Origin of the sequence: Phenylobacterium sp. CCH9-H3 (assembly GCF_001557235.1) — a bacterium.
Taxonomy (GTDB): Bacteria; Pseudomonadota; Alphaproteobacteria; order Caulobacterales; family Caulobacteraceae; genus Phenylobacterium.
The window spans coordinates 1-21,757 of record NZ_LSJI01000148.1; the positions used below are offsets into that span (position 1 = coordinate 1).

The following is a 21,757-nucleotide window of genomic DNA, read 5'->3' on the forward strand; positions in this document are numbered from 1 at the left end:
ATCAGACCGCTGCCGTCGGCTCGATCCTCTGGGCTGAGCCCTGCGACTTGAACTTCTACTGTTTCCGTTCTCGTCGTCGGATAAGGTGGCTGTTCTCAGCCTTATTGTTGGCCTGCGGTCCGCCCGGTCGGTGGGCGCCTTTCAGTCCGAGTTCGCGCACGGCCACGCCGTAGGACGTCAGCTTGTCGGTGGCGATCGCCGCCGGCGGCGCAAGTTCGCCGATCAGCGGGCCAAACTTGATCGCCCAGCAGCGGACCGTCTCGCGGATGACTTCGATTCCGCGCTGGACCAGGAGTTCCTCGACATCACGAATGCTGAGCGTGAACCTGAAACACAGCCACACTGCTTGCTGGATCACTTCGGCCGGAAACCGATGACGCTTGAACGAGATCGGCTTCACGAAAATCTCCACCTCAGCGCCTGACCACGCCAAACTGGAGACCTTTACCACTTTGCTGCCAGCACCTATGGGTTAGCGATCGACCTGGAACGCGGCGTACCCTCAACCTGACCAAGGTCATGGAATCCAACCGGCGATCATGGAAATTCGATCAGTTCACCGGTGGGCAAGTCGTTGTCGCAGCTGAATTCCCCGTCTTGCACCCTAAGATCGCACATCAGCGGCATGCGGAACCCGCAGGTCATGGTGTCAATGAACGGCGGGCATCGCTTGACGGCGTCGTTCTCCCCCGCGCCAACGGCCTTGGGCATTGCCTGTGGCAGGGCTCATAGCCAGGCTGGCAAGCTGCGAGCCGCCGCGACCGTTTGGGGCAGCAGGCCATCCAGCGCCTGCGGGCAGCGAAAGGTGATCGTCAAGCGATCAGTTTGGGGAGATGACGCCATTTTTCGGTCGCGCACCGCACTTTTGCGTGTCACTCAGTTCCGCGCAGGTATGATTACCGGCAGGCTCTCATAGCCGTGAACGAAGGCGGAGTAGTTCAGCACGGGATCGCCGACCACCTTGATCTCCGGGAACCGCTTGAGGATCTCTTCCCAGATGATGGTCAGCTGCATCTCGGCCACGCGGTTGCCGACGCAGCGGTGGATGCCGAAGCCGAACGACATGTGCTGTCTGGGCCGCTCGCGATCGATGATGAATTCGTTGGGCCGGTCGACCACGGCCTCATCGCGGTTGCCCGAAATATACCACATGACGACCCGGTCGCCCTTCTTGATGGTTTTTCCGTGCATCACCACGTCGCGCGTCGCCACGCGACTCATGTGGGCCAGCGGGGTCTGCCAGCGGATGGTCTCGGAGATCATCGGCAGGACGAGATCAGGGTTAGCCCGCAGCTTGGCGTATTGGTCGGGGTTCTTGTTCAGCGCGAAGACGCTGCCCGAGATGGTGTTGCGTGTGGTGTCGTTGCCGCCGACGATCAGCAGGACAACGTTGCCCTGATAAGCATCCATGGGCATGTCCCGGGTGGCCGGATTGTGCGCCAGCATCGAGATCAGGTCATTGCCGGGCGGCGCGTTGACCCGCTGGTTCCACAACTCCTGGAAGGCGCCAAAGCACTCGAAGATCGCCGCGCCCTTGTGCTCCCAGCTCTCCACCGGCCCGTGGCCCGGCATATTCGTGAACATATCCGACCACCAGGTCAGCTTGCGGCGCTGTTCGAACGGGAAGTCGAACAGGGTGGCCAGCGTCATGGCGGTCAGCTCCTTGGACACCAGGTCGACCCAGTCGAACTCCTTGCCGATCGGCAGGGAGTCTAGGATCTGCCCGGCGCGCTCGCGCACCTGCGGCGACATGGCGTGCAGGTTGCTGGGCGCGAGAGTTGGGCTGACCGCCTTGCGGCCCTGACTATGCTCCGGCTCGTCCATTGTGATGAAGCCCGCGGCGCCACGGCGCCGCTTGCCCATGATCTTCTCCTGCTCGATCTGGGCCTCGAGGTTAGGCAAGCCAATGCCCTCGGCCGAGGAGAACGCCTCATGGTCGGTGTCCACCGCCATGATGTCGTTCCACTTGGTTATCGACCAGTAAGGGCCGTATTCGCTGTCCGGCGTGAAGTGGACGGGGTCTTCGCGTCGCAGGCGCTCGAACACCGGCCAGATAGTGTCATTATAGAACCGGTCCACCCGGGCAGGATTTAGCTCTTCGAGGGGCGTGGCGGCGACTTCGGCCGCCGCATCAGCTGCTTTGATTTTCGTAGCAATATTCATGTCTTCCATCCCCGTTCTAGCTATTGGCCGAACAGCAGGTCTGCCCGCAACCCGCGGCGGCGACCCTGACAAGGCAGTTTGACGCCCGCTCACAACCATGTCAACGATCATTGACTTGGTCGGTCGCGGGCATTTCCCTGATGCTTAGCCTGTTCTCCGGCTTCGGCTTCACGTAGAGGAACAGACTGAGCGCCAACTTGGTTCGAGCGGGCTTTTTCGGATGAATAGCACTGTGGCGCTCGTTGATCGGCCGGCTGGTTCCCGTAAGCGCGACGCAGAGGCGACCCGCGCGGCGATCCTTGAGGCGGCAAAGACCCAGTTCGCCCTTCAGGGGTACGATTGCACCGTGCTGCGGGACATAGCCCGCGAAGCCGGCGTCGATGTGGCCCTGGTGAAGCGCTACTTTGGGGGCAAAGAGGCTTTGTTCCTGGAGGCGTTGAACGCGTCATTCGGGACGGATGACGTGCGGGGGTGGGATCGCGCCACGTTCGCCCATGAGGTCGCCGCCGTGTTGGCGGGTAGCCCCCATATCGATGAGGCCAAGACCCACAGATTTCAGTTTCTGCTCCGCGCCGCGACATCGCCGACGACCGCGCCGCTCCTGAATAAGCTCGTCCAGGATCGGCTCTTGGGGCCGATCCGCGAGTGGCTAGGCGGTACAGGCGCCGGCGCGCGCGCTCGTATCCTCGCGGCGACCTATGTTGGGTTCCTTGTCGAACGCCTGATCCGCGACGCGCCGCTGCTGGGCCGAGAACGGGAGGAATACTTGACGCGGGTGACGGCGATCTTCGCCGCGTTGATTACCGAGGGCGACGCGCCGACCTAAACTAATGCTGACTTTCCGGCATTCTGACGACCAGACCATCCAGATCGTCCGTAATCGTGATTTGACAGGAAAGTCGGCTGTTGGCCTGCACGTTCTCGGCGAAGTCCAGCATGGACGTCTCCATGGCCGTCTTTGCGCCGGTTTTCTCCAGCCAGCCGTCCTCGACATAGACGTGGCAGGTGGCGCACGCGCAGGCACCCCCGCAGTCGGCGTCGATGCCCGGGACGCCGCTCTTCACAGCGCCCGCCATGACGCTCATGCCGGTCTTCAGTTCGACGACGTGTTCGGAGCCATGGTGCTCGATGTATGTGACTTTGGGCACTTGCTTGTTTCCGCCGGGCCTTCGCCAAGCAGCCTTTGTTCTGACGTTAAAGATGAACTCTCGGGGCCGATCCGTGCTCAGTGCGCTAGCATGGCATTCCGGCTGGGTATAACGACCGGCATCGAGACATAGCCCCGGATCAAGACCGATGGCACCCGACGGGGCTCCTCCAGGACGCGAATCTCCGGGAACCGCGGCAGGATCTCTTCCCAGAGAATCCGTAGCTGCAGCTCGGCCAGACGGTTGCCCACGCAGCGGTGAATTCCAAAGCCGAAGGACAGGTGATTGCGCGGCCGCTCTCGGTCGATGATGTAAGCTTCAGGGTTCTCGATCGCCTCCTCGTCCCGGTTGCCTGAGGCGTACCAGATCAGCACCTTGTCGCCCTTCCTGATGAGCTTGCCGCCAAGCTCGAAATCCTGGGTGGCGGTGCGCCGCATGTTGGAGAGCGGGGTCTGCCAGCGAATGGTCTCGGAGACCATGGAGGGAATCAGGCTGGGATTCTCGCGCAGCTTTCGCAGCTGATCGGGGTTCTGGTTCATCGCTAGGATCGAGCCCGTCATCGTATTGCGGGTGGTGTCATTGCCACCGATGATCAGCAGGAGCAGATTCCCGAGGTACTCCATCCGGTCCATGTTTCGCGTGGCCTCGCCGTGCGCCAGCATGGAAATCAGATCGCCCTTAGGTGGGGCGTTGACCCGCTCATTCCAGAGCCGCGTGAAGTAGTCCACGCAGCCGAACAGCTCCGTCCTGCGCTCGGTCTCGTAATCCTCCGTGACAAACAGGCCGGATTCAGGTCCCGCGGTGGCGATGTCCGACCAGCGGGTCAGCTTGCGCCGTTCATCCCAGGGGAAGTCGAACAGAGTGGCCAGCATCTGGGTAGTGAGTTCGATGGAAACCCGATCGACCCAGTCGAAGGGCTCGCCGATCGGCAGTTCGTCCAGGGTCTTGGTGATGCGGCTGCGGATCAACGGCTCCATCAGGTGGAGGTTGGCCGGCGAGACAATCGGGCTGACGGTCTTGCGCTGGACGTCGTGCTTGGGCGGATCCATCGCAATGAACATCGGAAGCGTGAAGTCTTCTTTTGGGTCGAAGATCGTGATCGATGGCTCCGACGAGAACACCTCGTGGTTGATATCGACGGCCATGATGTCGGCATACTTTGTAATGGACCAGAAGGCGCCGTCCGGGTGGTGATGCGCCGGGTGCAGATGAACCGGGTCCTCCCTGCGCAACCGCTCCAAGTATGGCCACACCGTGTCGGTGCGCCAAAGCTCGGGGTCGGCGAGGTTGATGTCTTCCAACGGCATTGCGTAGGCCTTTGCGCGGGCCTCGGCCCTCAGATCGATCGCGCCGTCGCTCATTGGATTCTCCATCTCTTGCTTATCCCGTCAATCGAGATGACGGGCGCCTCAGGTCCCTAGGACAAACCCCTCATAACCCTTGTCGGCGCTGGCCTGACACATCTGCAGATACAACGGAACGCCACCAGGATAATTCAATAATTCCCGTGGCTTACCCGGAATATTAGCACCCATGTACCAGGAGTCAGCCAAGGGAAAGAGCGTCATGGCGCCAATCGCCTCGACATGGTCCTTCCAGGTCTGTTCGGCGGCGGTGGTCGCCTCGAACCGGCTGACGCCCGCGTCGCGCATGCGTCCCAGGAATTCGACGACCCAGTCACCCTGCAGTTCGGCGCAGGTCGGGCCATTGCAGAACCCCGAGGGGCTCTGCGGCCCGTAGAGGAACAGCAGGTTGGGAAAGCCAGCGCTTGCCATGCCCAGATGAGTTCGCGCGCCCTTGGCCCACTTCTCCTTGAGCGTGAGCCCCTCGACACCGCGGATGTCGATCTGCGTCAGGCCGCCGGTCACGGCATCGAAGCCGGTGGCAAGAACCAGGAGATCGAGCTCGTACTCCCGCTCTGCGGTCTTTACGCCGCCGGGGGTGACCTCCAAGATTGGCGTTTCCTTCAGGTCCACCAACTCGACGTTGTCCTGGTTGAAGACGTCGTAGTAGGTCTGCTCAAGGGACGGGCGCTTGACCCCGAACGGGTGCGGCGGCTGCTTCGGGGCAAGCTTTTCGGCGAGCTTCGGATCGCGGATCCGCTTCTGCACCTTCTCGCGCCAGAAGTCGTAGGCGGTGCGATTGGCCTCGAGGTTCATCATCACGTCGTAGAAGGTCGAGGCCCAGAAACTAAATCCTCCGGCCGCCCAACTCGCCTCATAGATGTCCTGCCGTTCTTCCGGAGAGACCTCCAGCGCGGACTTTCCGCTCCCGTGGAAGTCGAAGCCGCCGAAGCTTTCGCGCCGCCGCGCGAATCGCGCGGGATAGTCGCATTTCATGTCGGCCTGGGTCGCTTCGTCCAGGTTGCGCTGCTGCATCGCCAGCGCCAGGATCGGCGTGCGTTGGAAGACCGTCAGTTGCTCGGCCACGGGCGCAGCCTCCTGCACCACCTGCACGCCGCTTGCACCGGTGCCGATTACGCCCACGCGCTTGCCCGTCATGTCGAGGCCGCCTTGCGGCCACCAGGCGGTGTGGTGTACTTCCCCCGCGAACCGGTCGAGCCCCTCGATCTGCGGCACATAGGGCTTGGCGGCGAACCCGGTGCAGAGCACCAGGAAACGGGCGCGGACGCCGCCGCCGTCCTGCGTCGTCACGATCCATTGGTTGAGCTCTGTGTTGAACTCGGCGCCCTCGACACGGGTGTTGAAGCGGATATCCCGGCTCAGATCGAGCTTCTTGTCTACGTAGCGGAAGTAGGCGCGCAGTTCCTCCCAGCCCGGAAACCGCTCCGTCCAGTTCCAGTCGCGCCAGAGATCCTCGCTGGAGAACTCGTACATCGGCACGTGGGTGTCGACGCGGGCGCCAGGATAGCAGTTCCAGTACCAGATACCGCCCAGGTCGGCGCCGGCCTCGAAAAGGCGCACCGAGAACCCCAGTTGGCGCAGGCGGTGGAGTTGGTAAAGGCCGGTGAAGCCGGCTCCGACCACAAGGACATCCAGTTCCTCGATCGGTTGGGTTTCTGGCCGGACGGCGGGTTGGGTGTTCATTGTCTCACGCCAGTCCTAAATCTCTGCGGGCGAACTCGGTGACCGTCTTGTAGTCCGCCTTGCCGTTCGAAGCCCGCAACGGGACCTGAGTCAGCAGGATACGCTTGGGGGTTTTGTAGCCAGCCAGGCTGGCGCGCACGTGCCGACGTACATCATCCTCGTCGAACGTGACCCCGCTGGCCAGCACCACGACGCCTGTGACGGCCTGGCCCCACTTGTCGTCGGGCACGCCGACCACGAGCGCGTCCTCGATGTCCGGGTGGGTCTTCAGCGCCTCTTCGACCTCCTCGGGATAGACCTTCTCGCCAGCGGTGTTGATACAGGCGCTGCCCCGTCCCAGCAGCGTCATGGCCCCGTCGGCCTCCACTGTGCACCAGTCTCCCGGGATCGAGTAGCGCTGGCCGGCGATGGTGCGGAATGTCTTGGCGGTCTTCTCCGGATCCTTGTAGTAGCCAAGAGGAATCGGGCCGCCGATGGCGATGATCCCAGCCTTTCCGCTGCCGGGCTCGACAAGGTTTTCCTCCTCGTCGAAGACCTTGCACCGGGGGCCGATCTGGAACGTCGCGGTCCTGACCTCACCGTCCTTGGTCATGGCCGAAGAGCCGAAGCCGAGCGCCTCTGAAGCGCCGAAGGAGTCCATCAGCACCACCTGCGGAATGTGGCCCAACAGTCCGGCTTTGACTTCGCGGCTCCACATCACGCCGGAGGAGACCACGGAGATCAAGCTTGAGGTGTCGTAGCGGCCGGGTTGCTCGTCCAGCGCCTTTAGCATCGGCTTTGCAAATGCGTCGCCCACCAGGGCGATGGACTGCACCCGGTGGCGCGCGACAACCGACCAGAGTTCGTCGGCCTCGAACGAGGCGTTCTGAAGGGTGACCACGCAGCCGCCGTTCATCATGCATCCGATCGCGGTGATTAGACCGGTTCCGTGCATCATCGGGCAGGCTGGAAGGGTTCGGCTTCCAGGACCGGCGGCGCGAACGAAGTCGAGATGCGCCTCGAGGGTTTCCGGGGCTGGCCCGAGCCGCCGCACCGCGTCGAGCTGGGCCTCACGCAGGTCTTCGTGGCGCCACATCACCCCCTTGGGCATGCCCGTCGTACCGCCCGTATAAATGAACAGAAGGTCGTCTGGAGACCGCTCGATCCCCAAGGGCGCGCCCTCGCCGGTCGAGGCTAGGTCTTCATATCGCTCCGAGAAAGGCGCCAACGGATCATCGTCGCCGATCTCAATGAACGTGGCGACCTTGGGCAGCCGATCCTTCAGCTGGAGGACTGTGTCGCGAAACTCGGAGCCATAGATGACGGTGTGCGCATCCGAGTCATCGAAGATGTAAAACACCTCGTCGGGCTTGTAGCGGTAGTTGACGTTGACGTGCGTCAGGCGGCCCTTGAAGCAGGCGGCCAGGGCCTCGCCGTACTCTGGGCGGTTGCGCATATAGAACGCCACTTTGTCGCCCGGCTTCGCGCTCCGGGCCAGGATCGCGCGCGCAAGATTGTTCGACCGACGGGACGTCTCCCCCCAGGTGATCGTTCGATCCCCGTGAATGAATGCCGGCGCGTCCGCCGGGAGGGCCTTCGGGAGCGCGTCGAGGATATCGCCGAAATTCCAGGTCATGGGCATGCTTCCTAAGCGGCGATCCAGCCCTGAACGCGGGCAGCCTCGTTGCGGACGAGTTCCGGCCCTCCGAGCAACTGGCGATCCAGGCCGATGCGCTTAAACCAGTAATGCAGCCCGGCAAGGTCGGTGAAACCCATACCACCGTGCACCTCGATGGAGGTCCGGGCGACGAACCGGCCGACTTCGGAGAGGTGTGACTTTGCATGGCACGCCATCAGCGTCGACTCCTCCGGCGCATGGTCGAAGACGTGCGCCGCATACCAGACCAGCGAGCGGCAGGGCTCGAGGGCCGCCGCCATCTCAGCGCACATGTGCTTGACCGCCTGGAAGGACCCAATCGGCCGGCCAAACTGCACGCGCGTGCCAGCGTAGGCCACGGCCTGTTGGATCATCGCCGTGCCGGCGCCCAGGATGTCGGCGGCCAGCATGATGCGCCCCGCGTCGATGATCCGGCGAGTGGTCCGGCCGCCGCCGCCGGGCAACGGATCGGCCTTGACGCCCATCATCTGGAGTTCGCCGACTGAGCGGGTCTTGTCGATGGTCGTCAGCGGGATTTGCGTTAGACCGGGTGCGTCGGCTGCGACTAGGTGCAATGCGCCGGTGGTGTCCGCCACCACGAACAGATCGGCCTCCGCCGCGTCGAGTACGAACAACGCTGTTCCGTCCAGCCACCCGTCTCTGGCTACCACTCCGGCCCCGTCCCGGCTGTCTAAGACTTGGCTTACCGCGACGGCGGCCGTGCCCGCGCCGCTCGCCAGCTTCGGCAGCCATGCGCGCTGTTGACTGTCGGACCCGCCGAGCAGGATCGCCAGCGGCGCCATGACATGCGCGCCCGCGAAATGCACCGGCGCGACACTGAAGCCGAGCGCTTCGGCCACAAGCGCGGCTTCCAGCAGGCCAAGGCCCATTCCGCCGAATTCCGCGGGAATGATGACCCCCGGCACGCCGAGATCGGCCAAGCCCGTCGCGACATCGGGGCTGTAGGGCGTCGCCGCGGCGGCGATGTCGCGCACATGCCCCAGAGGGGACTGTTCGCTGAGGTAGCGGGTCACCGCATCCTGCAGCATGCGCTGTTCGCTCGAGAGACCGAAATCCATCAGAGGCGCCCCTCTTCCGTCGCGAGCTTAGGCTCACGCGGCATGCCGAGCCCCCGCTCGGCGATGATGTTCTTCTGGATTTGCGCAGTGCCCCCGCCGATGATCAGGCCAAGCTGGAACATGTAGGCCTGCTGCCAGCCGCCGTGGGCGCGCAGGTGCGGACTACTTTCGTAGAGCACGCCGAGCTCGCCAAGGGCGTCGATGGCCAGCGCCGATATCTGGTGTGCCAGCTCGCAAGCCTGCAGCTTGACGATCAGCCGCGCGAGCCCTGCGTCGCCACCGTTCGCCGAGGCGCTCAGGACGCGGAGCCCATTGAACTTCATCGCCGCGAGTTCCGCCTGCAGCCGCAGCAGACGATCTCGCAAGATCGGGTTGTCCATGATCCGGCCATCGCCGGCCGTCTCAGTCCGCATCAGCTCCGCCAAGGCAAGGAAGCGGCTTTCGAGCTGGCCCGGGTCTCCCAGCATTCCGCGTTCGTGCTTGAGGGTGGCGTTGGCGACGAACCAGCCCTGCCCGCGCTTTCCCACGATCTGGGACTTCGGGACGCGCACGTCGGTGAAGAAGGTCTCGTTGAACTCGGCGTGCCCGGTCATGGTCACCAGGGGGCGAACCTCGATCCCCGGCGTTTTCATCGAAAAGATCAGATAGCTAATTCCGTCGTGCTTTCCCTTGTCCGGCTCGGTGCGCACGAGGCAGAAGATCATGTCAGCCTCGCGGGCCGTGCTGGTCCAGATCTTCTGGCCATTGATGACGAAGTCGTCGCCATCCTCCGTTGCGCGCGTCTGAAGGCTGGCCAGGTCGGACCCCGAGCCCGGCTCGGAGTATCCCTGACACCAGATAACCTCGCCGTGGATCGTCGGCCCGATCCACTGGCGCTTCTGATCTTCCGTCCCCAGTTCCAACAGCGTCGGAACCAGCATCGAAATGCCCTGGCTCTGTAGCCCCGGTGGTACGCCGGCCCGGGCGAATTCCTCGCCGATGATGCGGGACTTCAGGATGTCCGGCGCGGCCCCATACCCTCCATATGCCTTCGGGATGGTGCGCGCGGCGTAACCATGGGCGATCAACAGTTTCTGCCAGGCTACAGCTTCTGCTGAGGGCCGCTGCGCAGCCCCGCCGCCCTTGGGGGCGGCATGACGGTGGGCCTCAAGAAAGACGAGCACTTCGCGCCGAAAAGCCTGGTGTTCGGCGCTGTAGGTGAGATCCATCAGCCTGTCCTTTCGAGAGGATCGTGGCGCTTGAGTGCGACGCAGCTCATGGCGCGACCTGTTCGGATGGCTGGAAGCAAGGCAGGCGGAAGCCGTCTTCAAGCTCTCGGAAGACCAGTTCGACGGGGATGCCCAGTTTCAGCGTGTTGCGGTCGCAGTTCAGCAACCGGCTGGCCATCCGCACGCCTTCGTCGAGCTCCACCAGCGCAGAGACATAGGGGATTTCCGCGGCGAAGGCGGGGTGAAGCGCCTGATGGGTGACGGTCCAAGAATAGAGGCTGCCGGTCCCGCGGACGGGCGTCCAGGCGAAATCTGGAGACCCGCACCGCGCACACATGTAGCGCGGGAGGAACCGCCAGGCGCCGCAGTCCGAACAACGCTGGAATCGCAGCCGCCCATCCTGGCATTGCTGCCAGAAGGCCTCGTCCATGGGATCCTGGGTCCTGGGAAGCGGCGCGGGAACGGTGGGGGGTTGCATGGGTGTCAGTTCCTCAAGATCGCCAGACTGCCGTCACCGAGATCGCCCCATCCGGTGACCAGGCCGATACTGGCCCCCGGCACCTGTCGCGCACCGGCGTCGCCGCGAAGTTGGCGCACGGCTTCCAGCACATGATTGAGTCCCCAGACGTGGGCTTCGCTAAGCAGACCGCCATGGGTGTTCAGCGGATAGCGACCGCCGAGCTGAATCTGGCCGTCTTTCACAAAGTCGTAGATGCCGCCGGGCGCGCTGAACCCCAGCGCCTCCAGCTGCAGCAGCACGACATAGGTAAAGCAGTCGTAGACCTGCAGGAAGTCCATGTCGCGGGCGGTGACGCCGGCCATCTCGAAGGCTCGGGGCGCGGCGTAGGACAGGCCGATCTTGAGCATGTCGGGCCGGGAGGGAATGTCATCTGCCGGATAGGGGTGGCCCTCCGCGGCGCCGGCGATCAGCACGGGCCGGTGCGGCATGTCGCGCGCCCGCTCGGCGCTGGTGACCACAACCGCGCAGGCGCCATCCGTCTCGAGGCAGCAGTCGTACAGACGGAAGGGCTCGGAAATCCACCGCGCGCCCAGGTATGCGTCCATGTCCAGAGGTTGGCCATAGGTCACGGCCCTTGGATTGAGCTGGGCGTGCGCACGGCAGGCCAGGGCCACCTCGCCCATCGCCTCTTCGGGCACCCCGTAGAGGTGCTTGTGGCGCATGGCGATCCAGGAATACATTTGCGCCGGCATCATCACGCCGTAGGGCATGTAGAAGCCCTGAATCGTCCGGGTCAGGGTGTTCATGTTCATGGCGCGCTGCGGCGGCCGGCCCGGCTTGGGACGGAGCGCGGAGTAGCCATTCCAGCCCAGCACCACGAGCACGTTGTCGGCGATGCCGGCGGCGACGGCCGTGGCGGCGTTCTGCAGCGCCGTCGTTGGGCTCGCCCCGCCCATATGGACGGTCGAGGCGTAGCGCAGCACATCGACGCCCAGATTGGCGGCCAACTCCTCGGAGGTGGTGTAGATCGGCGGTGGGACCATGCCATCGATCTGCGAGGGCTTGAGCCCCGCGTCGGCGATGGCCTTGCGGGCCGCCTCCAGCATCAGGTCCACGGCGGTGCGTTCCGAGCCTTTGACGTACTCGGTCTCGCCGATGCCAACGATGGCGGCCTTGTCGCTGAAACTCACGGCTCTTTCCTGTCTTCCGAACATCGGCGTAGCGTTACGACCTGACGACTGTCGCTCTAGGTGGGCGGGATCAGGCACGAGTGGATGGACTCATCTCCGGCCACCTGGCGCGCGAGCGTCCGGATGGCCAGTTCGGCGTCCTTCAACTCGAAGTCGTGGGTGTGCATCAACTCGAGGGGCAGCGACCGCGCCTCAATCAGGTTGATAGCCTTGCCATAACCCGATGAGGTCACCCCGATCGCGCCCTTGATCGTGATTTCCTTGAAGACGATCAGATCGGAGACGAAGTCGGGTATGGGCTTGAAGCCCTTGACGCCCGCCAGCACGATCGTCCCGCCGGCCTTCACATAGCTCAGGGCTTCGCGCACCGGGTCAGTGGCGTAGGACGTCACCTCCACCACTACGTCGGCGCCTCGCCCCCCGGTCAGTTCATGGATGCGCTCAATGGCGTTCTCGTTCTGGACATCGATCGTATGGTGCGCCCCGAAGGTCCGGGCGAGGTCTAGCTTCCGGGCGTCTGCGGCCATGCCCGTCACGATAATCTTCCCCGCACCCGCCTGCCGCGCGGCGATGACGCTGGCCAGACCGCGCTGGCCCGGTCCCAGGATGACGATCGTGTCGCCAACCTGGGTCTGAGGGATCTCCACCGCCCAACGGAACCCCGCCCCCAGCGGGTTGAACATCACCGCGAGCTCGGGCGGCAAGGTCTTATCCATCTTGTGAACGATCGTGTTGGGGGCGAGGTACATGTACTGAGCGTAGGCGCCCCAGAGCCCCGGCATGTTCGACAACGGGATGTAGGAATAGATCTGCCGGTCGGCGCACAGGTGGTAGCGGCCGCCTAGGCAGGTGTCACAGCTGTGACAAGACAGCATAGTCTCGACGGCGACCCGATCGCCGACATCGACGCCCCAGCGGCGCGCGGCCTTGTCGCCGATCGCCTCGATGATCCCTACGGGCTCGTGCCCGGGGATCACCGGCATCGGCGTCTTCAGGACACCCTCGAATTGCTCGTAGTCGCTGCCACAGATCCCGCAGGCCTCGATCCTCAGAATGGCGCTGTCGGCTTCGATATCGGGGATAGGCAAGTCACGCATTTCAAGCGTGCGCGGCGCCGTCTGAACCATCGCGAAGGTCTTGGCGGGAATCACGGGTTTCGCCTCCAGCTGCGCGGCGATTGTTCATAACACATATATGTGGCCGGGAACGTATATCTGTTATATCTCCATCTAGGCAAGGATCTTCGATCAGCTTCCGCAGGCTCACGCCCTCAGCCCTTCGCATTGGAATGAACGCAATGACCGCAGACGTCCCGAGGATCGAACTTCTGAGTCTGGAAGAGGCGGCGAACGCGGCCGGGTCGGCGGGGATTTCCGAACAGATGGCGCCGCTCAGCGTGTTTCGCGTCCTCCTTCGGCATCCCGCGGTCGCGGGCGAGCTTGCCTCCACGCTGACTACCCTCCTCTTTCGAGGCAACAAGCTCGACGCCCGCCTGCGCGAACTGATCATCATGCGGATCGGCTGGAGGACCGGCTCGGTCTATGAGTGGACCCAGCACTGGCGGGTGGCCCGCGGGCTCGACATACCCGAGGCCGACCTGGCGGCTGCCCGTGATTGGCGAAGGGCGACGAATCTGTCGGAGGCCGACAGGGCTGTGTTGCAGGCCACCGACGACACGCTCGACCAGGGCATGATCTCGGACGCCGCCTGGGAGGCCTGCTGCCTCCACCTGGCGACGGAGGCCGAGCGTATTGAGCTGGTGGTCGCGATCGGCAACTGGACCATGTTCTCCCAGCTCCTGAAGAGCCTGCGCATTCCGCTGGAAGACGGTGTCGAAGCCTGGCCGCCGGACGGCCAAGCGCCACGAACCTGAGTGTCCCACCCCATAAAGCCGGAGTTTCCATGACACGCATGCCGATCTCGTCCGATCTCGTCGGGTTGGAGCTCCCTGCCTCCACCCAGACCTGGACCTCCAAGGACACCATGCTCTACGCCCTGGGCGTCGGCGGGCGGCCGGCGGAAGACCTGGACTTCATCTATGAAGGCCGCGGCCCGAAGGTCCTGCCGACCTATGCGGTAATTCCAGGCGGCACGGCGCTGGGGGGGCTGATGCGCACCGTCGACATGCGCCTGGAGATGCTGCTGCATGGCGAACAGTCCATTGAGCTGTTCCGGCCCCTGCCCCCCGAAGCCAGCGTCGAGGTGAGCGGCCGCATCACTGAGGTCTGGGACAAGGGAAAGGCTGCCGTACTGGGGGTCGAGGGTGTGGCCCGCGACGCCGACGGCGACCTTTTCCGGACCCACGCCACGCTATTCGTCCGCGGCGCGGGCGGTTTCGGCGGCGAGCGCGGTCCCCCGGGCGGAGATGGCGCAGCGCCCGACCGGGCTCCTGATATTATGGCCAGCTTCCAGACCCGTCCCGAACAAGGCGCGATCTACCGGCTGTCGGGAGATCGCAACCCCATCCATATCGACCCGGCGTTCGCCAGGATGGGCGGGTTCGACGCGCCCTTCATGCACGGGCTATGCACCTACGGTATTGTGGGTCGCGCCATCCTGCGAGAGCTATGCGCCGACGATTCGGGCGCCTTCCATTCCTTCCAGGGCCGGTTCGCTGACCGGGTGCTGTATGGGGACACTATCGTCACCAAGATCTGGCGCACAGGCGACGGCGAGGCCATCGTGCAGGGCGAAACCGCAGACGGCCGTATCGTCCTGTCTCAAGCCAGGGCGAAATTCGCAGTCCCAGCATAGGCATCGACATGTCGCCCTATCCTCACCTGCTGTCACCGCTGAACCTGCGGTTCGTGACGCTCCCGAACCGCACGCTGATGGGCTCGATGCACACCGGCCTTGAAGAGGCGCCGGATGGATACGATCGGCAGGCTCGGTTCTTCGCCCGACGGGCGCAAGGTGGCGCGGGTCTGATCGTAACTGGTGGCGTATCGCCCAATGAGGCCGGTCGGCTGGGTCGAAAGGGTGCGGTGATGCGCGAAGCCGCCGTGGCCGGACACGCCCGGATCACGACCGCTGTGCGTCAGTCCGGCGGGCTCATCGTGCTGCAACTCCTCCACGCCGGCCGCTATGCGCGTCACGACGGCCTCGTCGCCCCGTCACCGATCGCCTCGAGAATTAACCCGCTGACGCCGCGCGAGCTGACCGAGGACGAGATTCTCCTTACGATTGAGGACTTCGCGAACGCCGCAATGCTGGCCAAGGCGGCTGGCTACGACGGGGTGGAGATCATGGGTTCGGAAGGTTACTTGCTGAACCAGTTCCTGGCGCCGCGGACCAATCAGCGCACGGATCGCTGGGGGGGCTCTGCAGCCAATCGCCAGCGGCTGCCGGCCGAGATCGTCCGGGCGGTCCGGGCTCGTTGCGGTGAGGAGTTCATTCTCGTCTACCGGCAGTCGTTGCTCGATCTTGTGGAGGGCGGCAGCACCTTCGACGAGGTGGTCGATCAGGCCAAGACAGTCGCGGCCGCCGGCGCGAACCTGGTCAATACGGGGATCGGTTGGCACGAGGCGCGGATCCCCACCATCGCCCACATGGTGCCCCGCGGAGCTTTCGCGTGGGCCGCGGCACGGCTCAGGTCCCATCTCAACTTGCCGGTCGTGGCGTCGAACCGGATCAACACCCCGGAGCTTGCCGACCGCCTCATCGCCGACGGCAACGCCGACATGGTTTCAATGGCACGGCCCTTCCTGTCCGATCCCGACTTCGTCGCCAAGGCCCGGGCCGGGCGACGCGCCGCGATCAATGTGTGCATTGGCTGCAATCAGGCCTGCCTGGACAACGCTTTCACCGGCCAGCTCACGACCTGCATGGTCAATCCCGCCGCCTGCCGCGAGGCCGAATTCGGCGATGTCGCGGGGCCGATCGAACCCAAGCGTGTCGCGGTCGTTGGCGCGGGGCCCGCGGGCCTGGCCGCGGCGGTGACGAGCGCGGAGCGGGGCCACAGGGTCACCCTGTTCGAGATGTCAGAGCGGATCGGCGGGCAGTTCAATCTCGCGCGGCGGATTCCGGGAAAGGAGGACTATGCCGAAACCATCGCATATTACGGCGCGCGGATGTCCGAGCTCGGGGTCGAAGTGCGGTTGGGAACACTTGCCCGCGCGCAGGAGCTTCTCGCCGCCGCCTACGATCATGTGATCCTGGCCACCGGCGTGGAGCCGCGAGCCCTGGACTCGGTCGGGGTGGACGACCCTCGTGTGCTCACCTATGCGCAGGCCATCGAAATGCCCGAACGAGCGGGCGACACGGTGGCGATCCTGGGCGCGGGCGGCATTGGCTTCGACGTGGCTCAACTGCTGGCGCATCCGACTGGCGCGGGCGATCCCACGGAGCCCGACATTGAGGGGTTCTCCCGGGATTGGGGGATCGACACGGCCTTTACCGAGCGCGGCGCCCTGCAGCGGCCGCCGACGTCCTGGCCGGCGGCCCGACGGGTCACGATCTTCCAGCGAAAGCCGGGATCAGCATTCGGCGCGGGCCTGAGCAAGACGCGCGGTTGGGCCAACGTCCAGGAGGTGGCGCGCCGCGGTGTCGCCATGACCGGGGATGTCGTCTATGGCCATCTCTCGTTGGAGGGCCTGCACATCACAGTGGGCGGCATCCCTCGATTGGTCGTGGCCGACACGTTCGTGTTATGCATCGGCCAGGAGCCGCAAGCCGGAATCGCCCCGGCGCTGGCGGCTGGGCGGGTTCCATATTCGCTGGTCGGCGGCGCGCGAGACGCTGCTGGTCTGGATGCGGTGCGGGCCATCGAGGAGGGAACCCGGGCGGCGCTCACGATCTGAGCGGCCCCAAGGATTCGAATGCATGCCAAAACCTGATCAGTCCGTCGTTAAGTCCGCCGCCCGGACCCTGGAAATTTTTGAATACTTCGACGAAGTCCGCAGGCCTGCGCATATCCAGGACGTGGCCTTGGCGCTAGGCTATCCACATTCCAGCACCGCGGCGCTACTCCGCAGCCTTGCCGATCTCGGCTACCTGGAGTTTTCCTCCGACGACAAGACATTCTTTCCGTCCATCCGGGTCTCCCTGCTCGGTCACTGGGTTGGCGACGAAATCCTCCCGCTCCGGCGCATTCAGCAGCAGATGCGTGACATCGCAGAGCAAACCCAGATGACCGTGGTGCTGGGTGCGGCGAGCGGCGGTTACTGCCAGTATGTCCGCGTGATCGAGGGCACGACGCCGATCCGCTACCACGTCAAGGCGGGTACGCGGCGGTGCCTTGCTCGCTCGACCCTGGGCCGCGTGCTGCTGGCCATGGCCCCTCCCGATCGCAGGGCCCGGCTGATCGCCGAAGGCCTGGCGGTGTGGGACGGCGATGAAGCGCCGCCGCTCGCCGAGGAGGTCGCCAGAGACGTTGCCCAGGTCGCCGCCCGAGGGCATGCCTTCCATGCCGGCCTGGTCAACGACAACGCCGCGATGCTGGCCATTCCCCTCTCGTTCAGTCTGCCCGCACGTCCGCTGGCCCTTGGCCTGGCCGCCCCTAAGGAGCTGTTCCGGGGTCGCCGCGCCGAGTTGCTCAAGATCATGCGCGACGTGCTCGGGCGCCTCGGAAGCCCGGGCCCGGCCCGGAAGACCGCCTGAGCGACGGATTTTCGTCAGGCAGGTCTGGGGTTCTGAATCAGGACGGTACCCTGCGCCGAGCAGCAAAGCCGGCCCTCGTTTTCCATCTCGATCCTGACGACCGCAGTTTGTTTGCTCATGGAGATGATTTCAGCGTGCGCTGTGACTGTCCCGCGGCTGACCGGGGCGAGCAGGTTGATCTTGAACTCGGTCGTGGCCGCCCACTGGCCCTTCTCCATATGGGGGTAGCAGACGCATCCCAACACGTGGTCGCAGGCGGCAGACAGGACGCCGCCATGCATGTTGCCGAAGCCCGTCAGCAGCTTTGGGTCGACAGCCATCTCCGCTGTGAGTTTGCCTGGTTCCATGGCCACGATCCGCAGGCCCAGGAACTCGGGGAGGCCGGTCATCCGATTGCTCGAAGCCATGAAGGCTTCGACCATCTCGGCGTGAAACTCGGGCATTCTGCGCGGGATCATTCCATTTCCTTTCACACTTCAGCGAAATCTGTCAGCGCGAGCGAGCGCGGTCTCGGCGCCGCTGACGAGGTCTTCCAGGACGTCCTTGGCGGGGCGAATCGCCTTGATGAGCCCCATACCCTGGCCCGCGAACCCAGGCGCGATATCCTTACGCTGCTCCAGGGTCGCCGCCGCGAGCACGGGGCCGGCGATGATCGACTGGAAGGGCATGGGCAGCGGCGACTTCTCCGCGTCCACCCAGGCCTGCGCCCACTTATTGCGGATGATCCTGGCCGGCTTTCCAGTGACGGATTTTGACACTACCGTGTCGCCATCGCCGTACTCGACCAAAACCTCCTTCTGGAATTGCTGGATGCCGGCTTCCTCCGTCGCCAGGAACGCGGTGCCCACCCAGGCGCCTTCAGCCCCCAGCATCATGGCGGCGGCTACGCCGCGGCCGTCGGTGATACCGCCGGCCCCGAGCACCGGGATGCGCCCGGCCATGGCGTCGACGACCTGGGGTATAAGCGCCATGGTGCCGATCGGCGAATTGTGTCCGCCCCCGTCATGTCCCTGAGCGACCACCACGTCGATGCCAGACGCGGCGACCTGCAGTGCGTGCTTCACAGACCCGATGACGGCCATGATCTTTGTACCGTTCTCCCGCAGTCGCTCCATCCAGGGGCCGGGGTTTCCCAGGCCCGCGGCGTAGACCGGCACCTTTTCCTCGATCACCACCTCCATTTGCGCCTCGAAGAACTCCTTTGAGAAGAACGCGGGGCCGCCCCGAGCTTCGGCGTTGGCGTCCTCGCGCGGACGGACGACCTTTTGCAGGCCTTCCTGGCGCATGAAGTCGGCTGCAAACGCCTGATAGTCGCCAAGCAGATCCATGGGCGACGGCTTACCGCCCTCGCCGGAGCCTGCCGCCGCGTCGACCACCTCGCGGCGGACCGAGGCCGGCAGCAATGTGTCGACGCCGAAGGGCTTGTCGGTGAGCGATCGCACTTCGCGGATCCACGCGCGAAGTTCCTCGGGCGAGCAGGCTGCGGCGCCAAGGATTCCTAGCCCTCCGGCATTGGAGACCGCCGCTGCCAGGCGGGGAACACTGGCCCCGCCCATTCCGGCGAGGACGATGGGATAGCGGATACCGAAAATCTCGCAGATGCGGCTGTGCAAAGCCATGACAGTGTTCCTTGTCTCTGATGATGAGGGTCGCTGAGCCGATCTTGGGTCAGCGACCCTGGAAGACAGGTTTGCGTTTCTGCATGAAGGCGAGTGGCCCCTCCCGGGCGTCCTCGGTTCGGAAGACAGGGGCAGCCATTTCGGATTCGATCTGCATGGCTTCAGCTTCCGGTCGGCCCATGCAAGCTCGCGCCGACCGGCGGATGGCCTGTACCGCAATCGGCCCGTTGGTGGCGATGCGCTCAGCCAGATCAAGGGCTGTGGGCAGCACGTCGGCCTGGGGGACCACGCGATTGAGGAACCCCAACTCGAGCGCTTCAGCGGCGGTAATGAGATCGCCGGTGAGCAGCAACTCCATGGCCCGGGCATAGGGTATTTGTCGGGGCAGTCTCACCGTCGAACCGCCTCCTGGGAAGATCGCCCACTTGACTTCCTGCACCCCAAACTTGGCGGATTCGGACGCGACTCGCAGGTCCGTCCCCTGCGCCAGTTCCATGCCCCCGGCGATCGCGTGACCGTTGATCGCCGCAATCACCGGCTTGACCACGTCAAAGGTCCGAAGAAGCCCTCGGCCCAGCATCTCCCCGTCCGCCAGCAGGCGTCGATCCCACTCGTCCTCGGGTGGCCGCGCGCGACTCATCAACGGAATGAACCGTCCAAGATCGGCTCCAGAACAAAAAGCCTTATCACCGGCGCCGGTGACCACCGCGACGCGGATGTCGGGGTCGTCACGCACTGCGGTCCAGGTGTCGGCCAGTCGAACCAGCATCTCCGGGGAGATGGCGTTTCTGGCCTCAGGTCGGTTGAGGGTGATGAGCGCGACATGGTCCTTCCGCTCGAACGTAACGACGTCGCTCATGCTTTCTCCGACACATATGTGTTTTGTTATGACATCTTCATGCTACGCTGACTAACCGGACGAAGGAAAGCCTGAAGCGAACGCTGTGGCGGTCCGCGACAGAAAAAGCTGATTGGCAGGACCGGTCGACGATGCCGGGAGGTTGTTCCCTTAGTGAGGATTATCGATGACTGAACCGCACCGTACCGTCTTCAGAACGGCCGACGGCCTCGACCTCGTCGCTGACCGCTACGGCGCGCCGAACCGCGGCGGCGTGCTTCTGGCGCACGGGGGCGGCCAGACCCGGCACGCCTGGGCCAAGACCGCGGCGGCGCTGGCGGATCGCGGCTGGGAAGCCGTCGCCCTGGACCTGCGCGGCCACGGCGACAGCGGTTGGTCGCCGACGGGCGACTACCAGATGGAACGGTTCGCGGGCGACCTCGCAACCGTCGCCAACGAGATGGGCGGCCGTCCGGCGCTGATCGGCGCGTCGCTCGGCGGCCTCGCCGGACTGCTCGCGGAAGCCGAGATCGCGCCTCGGAGTTTCAGCTCCATAACCCTGGTGGATATCGTGCCGAACATGGACTCCGAAGGGGCCGCAAAGGTCATCGGCTTCATGAGCGCCCATATCGGCCAGGGCTTCGCTAGCCTTGAGGAGGCGGCCGACGTCATCGGCTTGTATTTGCCCCACCGCCCCAGACCCTCGGACCTGTCCGGATTGGCGAAGAACCTGCGCCGCGGCGGCGATGGCCGATACCACTGGCATTGGGATCCGAGCTTCGTAGCCGGCGCGAACCGGGAACGGTCGAGGCGAGATGCGCAGGCGTTCGACGCCGGACTCGCCAGTCTAACCCTGCCAGTGCACCTCATTCGTGGTCGGCTGAGCGAATTGGTGACGCGGCAAGCCGCCGAAGATTTCGTCGCAAAATTGGCGAACGCCCAGTTCACCGATGTCGCTGGCGCTTCTCACATGGTCGCGGGGGATCGCAATGACGCCTTCCTCAATGCCGTGGTGGGCTTCCTCGATCGGCTGGATTCCGGACAGCCCGCCAAAGTCGGCCGAAACTCGCCCTAGCAGGATATTGAGAAGCATATTTGGCTCGCATTCACCAACACAGTTGTCCAATGGACCTGAAGAAATGCTAATGATTTCATCGATAGCGCTTCTCGCTTTGAGGTGAAATTGCGCCGATTGAGCCAAGTTCACCCTCGGCACCCGGCTTTTTCAGTAGCCTGTTTAGATAGACAGCTAAGCAAGCTAATCATCTCGGCCGCCCCCGGGATGGGGGCCAGGCTTCAGGCGACTGCCGCGTCGGCCGGGAGACCAAGGACATTGAAGGTGCCGTTTTCCACGCCGAAGATGAAGTAGCCGCCCTTGTTGTTCGCAAAAGCCGCTATCGTCTTCATGACGAAGTTGACCGACTTCTTGCACTCGATCTGATCGGTTTCGGTAATCGCGAGCGAACCGGGCAAACCGAGTTTGCCCGGCGGCAGCTTCGCTAGGCGCGCTGGACCGAGTGGCCCGTCGTCGCGAAGGGCCGGCAGTGCGGCCTTTGCAAGGAACTGATCGCCTTCGGCCGACCCGGCCGCCAGGATAGCGGCGTACTTCTTGATCTGGCCGTTCTTGATGTTGGAGATCCGGCGGGTACTGACGTCGCTGGCGGCGTCGCCGCGGGCCCGGTTAATCAGGCCAGCGATCTCCTGGTTCGAGTATTCTCTGACGTGACCCCCGTTTCTCATCCAGCCATAACGAGAGTCCTGGTTTGATCTG

General features: G+C 64.4%; 20 protein-coding genes and 1 pseudogene. 6 read left to right on the plus strand and 15 right to left on the minus strand.

What is annotated here, in order from left to right:
- Positions 1-220: 220 nt before the first annotated feature.
- Together AX721_RS28340 and AX721_RS13595 are read right to left on the minus strand one after the other, a co-directional pair.
- Positions 221-400: pseudogene (locus tag AX721_RS28340) on the minus strand (IS6 family transposase); the annotation flags it as partial.
- A 476-nt stretch (positions 401-876) separates the two neighbouring features.
- Positions 877-2,172: a cytochrome P450 gene (locus AX721_RS13595; protein ID WP_068876532.1), complete on the minus strand. Its 1,296-nt coding sequence runs from the start codon at positions 2,170-2,172 to the stop codon at positions 877-879.
- 223 nt (positions 2,173-2,395) lie between these two features.
- Between AX721_RS13595 and AX721_RS13600 the strand changes: the two genes are divergently transcribed.
- A complete protein-coding gene (locus tag AX721_RS13600) occupies positions 2,396-2,989 on the plus strand; it encodes a TetR/AcrR family transcriptional regulator (protein WP_197422573.1) in 594 nt (197 codons plus the stop codon).
- 1 nt (position 2,990) lies between these two features.
- Here the strand turns inward: AX721_RS13600 and AX721_RS13605 are convergent, their stop codons facing one another.
- From AX721_RS13605 to AX721_RS13645, 9 genes are all read right to left on the minus strand, one after another.
- Positions 2,991-3,311: a 2Fe-2S iron-sulfur cluster-binding protein gene (locus tag AX721_RS13605; RefSeq protein ID WP_068876534.1), complete on the minus strand. Its 321-nt coding sequence runs from the start codon at positions 3,309-3,311 to the stop codon at positions 2,991-2,993.
- 77 nt (positions 3,312-3,388) lie between these two features.
- Entirely contained in the window at positions 3,389-4,672 is a 1,284-nt protein-coding gene (locus AX721_RS13610; protein WP_082765326.1) for a cytochrome P450, read from the minus strand.
- 48 nt (positions 4,673-4,720) lie between these two features.
- Positions 4,721-6,358 carry an NAD(P)/FAD-dependent oxidoreductase gene (locus AX721_RS13615; RefSeq protein ID WP_068876536.1) on the minus strand — a complete coding sequence of 546 codons (1,638 nt, stop codon included), beginning with the start codon at positions 6,356-6,358 and terminating at the stop codon, positions 4,721-4,723.
- A gap of 4 nt (positions 6,359-6,362) precedes the next feature.
- A complete protein-coding gene (locus AX721_RS13620) occupies positions 6,363-7,973 on the minus strand; it encodes an acyl-CoA synthetase (RefSeq protein ID WP_068876537.1) in 1,611 nt (536 codons plus the stop codon).
- Between the two features lie 11 nt (positions 7,974-7,984).
- Positions 7,985-9,073 carry an acyl-CoA dehydrogenase family protein gene (locus tag AX721_RS13625; protein ID WP_068876538.1) on the minus strand — a complete coding sequence of 363 codons (1,089 nt, stop codon included), beginning with the start codon at positions 9,071-9,073 and terminating at the stop codon, positions 7,985-7,987.
- The gene (locus AX721_RS13630) at positions 9,073-10,281 is read right to left on the minus strand and encodes an acyl-CoA dehydrogenase family protein (RefSeq protein WP_068876539.1); all 1,209 of its coding nucleotides are present in this window, start codon (positions 10,279-10,281) and stop codon (positions 9,073-9,075) included. The genes AX721_RS13625 and AX721_RS13630 overlap by 1 nt, the downstream gene beginning before the upstream one ends.
- 46 nt (positions 10,282-10,327) lie before the next feature.
- Positions 10,328-10,759 (minus strand): Zn-ribbon domain-containing OB-fold protein, encoded by a 432-nt coding sequence (locus AX721_RS13635; protein WP_068876540.1) that lies wholly within the window; start codon positions 10,757-10,759, stop codon positions 10,328-10,330.
- A gap of 5 nt (positions 10,760-10,764) precedes the next feature.
- The gene (locus AX721_RS13640) at positions 10,765-11,931 is read right to left on the minus strand and encodes a transporter (protein WP_068876541.1); all 1,167 of its coding nucleotides are present in this window, start codon (positions 11,929-11,931) and stop codon (positions 10,765-10,767) included.
- Positions 11,932-11,987: 56 nt separating this feature from the next.
- Complete coding sequence (locus AX721_RS13645) at positions 11,988-13,028, minus strand: zinc-binding dehydrogenase (RefSeq protein WP_231733171.1); 1,041 nt, start codon at positions 13,026-13,028, stop codon at positions 11,988-11,990.
- Between the two features lie 200 nt (positions 13,029-13,228).
- Here AX721_RS13645 and AX721_RS13650 point away from each other — a divergent pair, with 200 nt between their 5' ends.
- The 4 genes from AX721_RS13650 to AX721_RS13665 are packed head-to-tail and all read left to right on the plus strand — an operon-like array spanning position 13,229 to position 17,529.
- A complete protein-coding gene (locus tag AX721_RS13650) occupies positions 13,229-13,804 on the plus strand; it encodes a carboxymuconolactone decarboxylase family protein (protein ID WP_068876543.1) in 576 nt (191 codons plus the stop codon).
- A gap of 29 nt (positions 13,805-13,833) precedes the next feature.
- Complete coding sequence (locus AX721_RS13655) at positions 13,834-14,685, plus strand: MaoC/PaaZ C-terminal domain-containing protein (protein WP_068876544.1); 852 nt, start codon at positions 13,834-13,836, stop codon at positions 14,683-14,685.
- Positions 14,686-14,693: 8 nt separating this feature from the next.
- On the plus strand, positions 14,694-16,730 hold the full coding sequence (locus AX721_RS13660) for an NADPH-dependent 2,4-dienoyl-CoA reductase (RefSeq protein WP_068876545.1): 2,037 nt from the start codon (positions 14,694-14,696) through the stop codon (positions 16,728-16,730).
- A gap of 22 nt (positions 16,731-16,752) precedes the next feature.
- A complete protein-coding gene (locus AX721_RS13665; RefSeq protein ID WP_068876546.1) occupies positions 16,753-17,529 on the plus strand; it encodes an IclR family transcriptional regulator in 777 nt (258 codons plus the stop codon).
- 14 nt (positions 17,530-17,543) lie between these two features.
- On the opposite strand, the gene AX721_RS13670 is transcribed toward AX721_RS13665, so the two are convergent.
- The 3 genes from AX721_RS13670 to AX721_RS13680 are packed head-to-tail and all read right to left on the minus strand — an operon-like array spanning position 17,544 to position 20,007.
- On the minus strand, positions 17,544-17,987 hold the full coding sequence (locus tag AX721_RS13670) for a PaaI family thioesterase (RefSeq protein WP_068876547.1): 444 nt from the start codon (positions 17,985-17,987) through the stop codon (positions 17,544-17,546).
- Positions 17,988-18,005: 18 nt separating this feature from the next.
- Complete coding sequence (locus AX721_RS13675) at positions 18,006-19,148, minus strand: nitronate monooxygenase (protein WP_068876548.1); 1,143 nt, start codon at positions 19,146-19,148, stop codon at positions 18,006-18,008.
- Positions 19,149-19,197: 49 nt separating this feature from the next.
- On the minus strand, positions 19,198-20,007 hold the full coding sequence (locus tag AX721_RS13680) for an enoyl-CoA hydratase-related protein (protein ID WP_068876549.1): 810 nt from the start codon (positions 20,005-20,007) through the stop codon (positions 19,198-19,200).
- 166 nt (positions 20,008-20,173) lie between these two features.
- On the opposite strand from AX721_RS13680, the gene AX721_RS13685 reads away from it, so the two are divergent.
- Complete coding sequence (locus AX721_RS13685; protein WP_068876550.1) at positions 20,174-21,061, plus strand: alpha/beta fold hydrolase; 888 nt, start codon at positions 20,174-20,176, stop codon at positions 21,059-21,061.
- Positions 21,062-21,282: 221 nt separating this feature from the next.
- On the opposite strand, the gene AX721_RS13690 is transcribed toward AX721_RS13685, so the two are convergent.
- Positions 21,283-21,757 (minus strand): ATP-binding protein (locus AX721_RS13690; protein WP_197422574.1); only part of this gene is annotated, 475 nt, incomplete at its 5' end.

Excerpts from the sequence above, each read along its gene's own strand:
- AX721_RS13595 (WP_068876532.1), bottom strand. The coding sequence starts at position 2,172 with ATGGAAGACATGAATATTGCTACGAAAATCAAAGCAGCTGATGCGGCG.
- AX721_RS13610 (WP_082765326.1), bottom strand. The coding sequence starts at position 4,672 with ATGAGCGACGGCGCGATCGATCTGAGGGCCGAGGCCCGCGCAAAGGCC.
- AX721_RS13615 (WP_068876536.1), bottom strand. The coding sequence starts at position 6,358 with ATGAACACCCAACCCGCCGTCCGGCCAGAAACCCAACCGATCGAGGAA.
- AX721_RS13620 (WP_068876537.1), bottom strand. The coding sequence starts at position 7,973 with ATGACCTGGAATTTCGGCGATATCCTCGACGCGCTCCCGAAGGCCCTC.
- AX721_RS13625 (WP_068876538.1), bottom strand. The coding sequence starts at position 9,073 with ATGGATTTCGGTCTCTCGAGCGAACAGCGCATGCTGCAGGATGCGGTG.
- AX721_RS13630 (WP_068876539.1), bottom strand. The coding sequence starts at position 10,281 with ATGGATCTCACCTACAGCGCCGAACACCAGGCTTTTCGGCGCGAAGTG.
- AX721_RS13635 (WP_068876540.1), bottom strand. The coding sequence starts at position 10,759 with ATGCAACCCCCCACCGTTCCCGCGCCGCTTCCCAGGACCCAGGATCCC.
- AX721_RS13645 (WP_231733171.1), bottom strand. The coding sequence starts at position 13,028 with ATGCGTGACTTGCCTATCCCCGATATCGAAGCCGACAGCGCCATTCTG.
- AX721_RS13650 (WP_068876543.1), top strand. The coding sequence starts at position 13,229 with ATGACCGCAGACGTCCCGAGGATCGAACTTCTGAGTCTGGAAGAGGCG.
- AX721_RS13655 (WP_068876544.1), top strand. The coding sequence starts at position 13,834 with ATGACACGCATGCCGATCTCGTCCGATCTCGTCGGGTTGGAGCTCCCT.
- AX721_RS13660 (WP_068876545.1), top strand. The coding sequence starts at position 14,694 with ATGTCGCCCTATCCTCACCTGCTGTCACCGCTGAACCTGCGGTTCGTG.
- AX721_RS13665 (WP_068876546.1), top strand. The coding sequence starts at position 16,753 with ATGCCAAAACCTGATCAGTCCGTCGTTAAGTCCGCCGCCCGGACCCTG.
- AX721_RS13670 (WP_068876547.1), bottom strand. The coding sequence starts at position 17,987 with ATGATCCCGCGCAGAATGCCCGAGTTTCACGCCGAGATGGTCGAAGCC.
- AX721_RS13675 (WP_068876548.1), bottom strand. The coding sequence starts at position 19,148 with ATGGCTTTGCACAGCCGCATCTGCGAGATTTTCGGTATCCGCTATCCC.
- AX721_RS13680 (WP_068876549.1), bottom strand. The coding sequence starts at position 20,007 with ATGAGCGACGTCGTTACGTTCGAGCGGAAGGACCATGTCGCGCTCATC.
- AX721_RS13685 (WP_068876550.1), top strand. The coding sequence starts at position 20,174 with ATGACTGAACCGCACCGTACCGTCTTCAGAACGGCCGACGGCCTCGAC.